This is a genomic window from Acetatifactor sp. (genome assembly GCF_982438285.1).
Genome location: NZ_CEWDFQ010000351.1, coordinates 1 through 3085 on the forward strand (window position 1 = coordinate 1; position 3085 = coordinate 3085).

General features: G+C 50.9%; 3 protein-coding genes. All 3 read left to right on the forward strand.

Features of this window, described 5'->3' with window-relative positions; all coding sequences use genetic code 11:
* The first annotated feature begins 70 nt into the window (after nt 1–70).
* Nucleotides 71–820, forward strand: a complete 750-nt coding sequence (locus AC1WIP_RS13685) for a hypothetical protein (RefSeq protein ID WP_481142350.1) — start codon at nt 71–73, stop codon at nt 818–820.
* Nucleotides 792–2108 carry a BaiN/RdsA family NAD(P)/FAD-dependent oxidoreductase gene (locus AC1WIP_RS13690; RefSeq protein WP_481142351.1) on the forward strand — a complete coding sequence of 439 codons (1317 nt, stop codon included), beginning with the start codon at nt 792–794 and terminating at the stop codon, nt 2106–2108. The genes AC1WIP_RS13685 and AC1WIP_RS13690 overlap by 29 nt, the downstream gene beginning before the upstream one ends.
* Before the next feature lie 14 nt (nt 2109–2122).
* Nucleotides 2123–3085: NAD(P)/FAD-dependent oxidoreductase (locus AC1WIP_RS13695; protein WP_481142352.1), on the forward strand; the 963-nt coding region annotated here is incomplete at its 3' end.

A 3085-nucleotide genomic window follows, 5' to 3' on the forward strand; every position in this document is an offset into this window, starting at 1 on the left:
GTATAAATTTCATGGAAACAGCTGATACTTCTATGTAAAAAAACAGGCTTTACAGCAGAAGGTCAGGAAGATGATGAAATTTGTGAAAGGTGCGCTGCTGTTTTTTGTGTTTCCGGCAGTAATGCTCGGAATCGGTTTTTTTGCCGGAATCAAGGCCGTGGAGTTTTTTTATCCCGGCAGGGTGCAGCAGCAGACGGAGACGCCGGAGCTTTACCCGGAGACGATTGAAGAACAGCAGCCTTTGGAAACGGATTTTGATATGGATACCCAGCGGGCCGACGTTATGCAGGAGAGTGTGCCGCAGGACTCTGGGATGGAAGAAGCATCAGGGGAAACCTATGTTTCTTCCGGTATCCAGGAGGCCGCTTCCTCAGGGGAGACTCTGTGTGTGGATACGGAATATGTGCTGGAGGAGACAGATATTATAAACCATACGGTGGTGGAGACAAGATGGAAACTGCCGGATAAGTATGTGGGAATGAACAGAGAGCAGTTTCTTGCGGCAATGGAGTCCTATGAAGCTTTTCCGCCGCTGTCGGAAATGGAGAGAGGCTTTGTGGGGCTGGAAGTGCTTTCTTTTTCCAGAGAGCGGGTTGTGGTACAGATGAACTACCAATATCTGCAGCCCAGCAGCTGCTTTTATCTTGCGGTACAGAACAATGAAGTTGTGGTGTATCTGGAGGATATGGAGACGATTTATATCAATACCGGAATAAAGCTGGACAGCCTGCCGGAGGCATTGCAGCTGGAAATCATTCAGATGATGTGGGTGGAGGACGAGGAAAGTCTTTATGATTTTCTGGAGACCTACTCCAGCTGACGACCTGAAAAGAATAGGATGCCTGGCGGGAAGAATGGAGAGTACGATGAGGAAATGCAAGGTTGGAGTGATAGGAGGAGGACCTGCGGGAATGACGGCAGCTATTGCCGCAGCCAGAAGGGGAGCTTTGGTCACACTATTTGAGCGAAATGAACGGGTGGGGAAAAAGCTGCTTGTCACAGGAAATGGAAAATGTAATCTGGGAAACAGGGCTCTTTCGGAGCAGGCATATTATGGAAGCAGCTCCCAGTGGATCAAAGACAGCCTGGAGCGGTTTGGCACGGAAGATACCATTCGATTTTTTCAAGGCCTGGGACTTTTGCTGAAGGAGAGAAACGGATATCTTTATCCAGCCTGCGAACAAGCGGCAGTGGTGCTTGATGTGCTGCGCACAGAGCTGAGAACCCTGGGCGTATGTGTGAGAACAAATTCCAGGGTTCGGAGAGTGGAAAAAACCCCAGATGGGAAAATTGCTTTACATATAGGAGAAGAGACGGATTACTTTGACAGCGTAGTGCTAGCCTGTGGCAGCAAGGCTGCCCCAAGAACCGGTTCAGACGGCACGGGCTATGAGCTGGCGGCAGGCCTGGGCCACAAGGTGACGCCTGTGGTTCCGGCGCTGGTGCAGCTTCGGTGCAGAGAGAATTTTTTGAAGGCTGTATCAGGAGTCAGAACACAGGCCTTGATTGAAGTGGTGCATCACGGAAAAACGCAGGCCGCAGAGATGGGAGAGCTGCAGCTTACGGATTACGGAATTTCCGGAATTCCTGTTTTTCAGGTAAGCAGAGTTGTAAATTATCTGCTTTTGAAAGAAAAGGAGGTCACAGTCCGGCTGAATCTTCTGCCGGACTATTCCTCCGGTGAGTATGAAATGCTGAAGGCGTCCAGAAGGCTTTTGTTGAGAGACCGCACGGTGGAGGAATTTTTTACGGGTATGCTTCATAAAAAGCTGATGACGCTGTTTATCAAAAACGCCGGATTAAAGCCGGGGCAGATGGCAGAGACGGCGGATAAAGAAGCCATTGAAAAGGTTTTTGCCCTTTGCAGACAGTGGATTCTTCATGTGAACCAGAGCAACTCCTATGATAATGCCCAGGTGTGCGCGGGAGGAGTGGATACACGGGAAATCACCAGGGACATGGAATCCAAGAAGGCACCGGGGGTGTTCTTTGCCGGGGAGATCATGGATGTGGATGGAAAATGCGGCGGATATAACCTGCAGTGGGCCTGGTGCAGCGGATATCTGGCCGGGACGGCGTCAGCAGACGGACAAGCAGACAAACAATAGAGGGGATTTTACATATGATCAGAATCAATCAGGTAAAGCTTAAGGCGGATCATACAAGGAAGCAGCTGGAAAGGAAGGTCTTACAGCTGCTTCCCGTGAAGGATACGGAAATTTTAGGCCTGGAGATACTCAGGCAGTCTGTGGATGCCAGAAAGAAACCGGAAATATATTATATTTACAGTCTTTTGGTTCAGGTGAAAAACGAAGAAGCCGTTCTGAAGGCTCTTGCAAAACCCAAATGGGAAAAGGTAGTAAAGCAGCATGGAATAGAAGCTGCCTTTCCTTCGGCCTATCATTTTCCAGAGCCAGGAACCTATCGTCCTCCAGGGAAAGGAAATCCTGTGGTCATCGTAGGCTGCGGTCCCGCAGGACTTTTCTGCGGATATTATCTGGCAAAAGGCGGCTATGCCCCGGTCCTGCTGGAACGAGGAAAGCCGGTGGAGGAGCGCAGAGAGGACGTGGAGCGTTTCTGGAGGGAGGGCGTACTGAACCCTTCCTCCAATGTACAGTTTGGCGAGGGAGGTGCGGGAACCTTTTCGGATGGCAAGCTTAACACGCTGGTAAAGGATAAGGAGGGCAGAAACCGGGCGGTGCTGGAAACCTTTGTGAAATTCGGTGCGCAGCCCTCCGTGCTCTATGAGGCCAAGCCCCATATCGGAACGGATGTGCTCTGCGGCATTGTGCGCAGAATGCGGGAGGAAATCATCCGGCTGGGAGGGGTGATTCGTTTTCAGAGCCAGGTGACAGAGCTTCTCACAGAAGGGCAAAGGGTTCGGGGCGTTGTAATCAATGGCAGGGAAACGCTTTCCTGCAGGCAGCTTGTGCTGGCCATAGGGCACAGTGCCAGGGATACCTTTTCCATGCTGTATGATAAGGGTGTTCCCATGGAAGCGAAATCCTTTGCGGTGGGACTTAGAGTACAGCATCTCCAGGAGATGATCAACCTAAGCCAGTACGGAACAGCGGACCCGGGAAAA

Bases quoted from the DNA above. Each gene is read 5' to 3' on its own strand.
- AC1WIP_RS13690 (WP_481142351.1), top strand. From the start codon at position 792: ATGATTTTCTGGAGACCTACTCCAGCTGACGACCTGAAAAGAATAGGA.
- AC1WIP_RS13685 (WP_481142350.1), top strand. From the start codon at position 71: ATGATGAAATTTGTGAAAGGTGCGCTGCTGTTTTTTGTGTTTCCGGCA.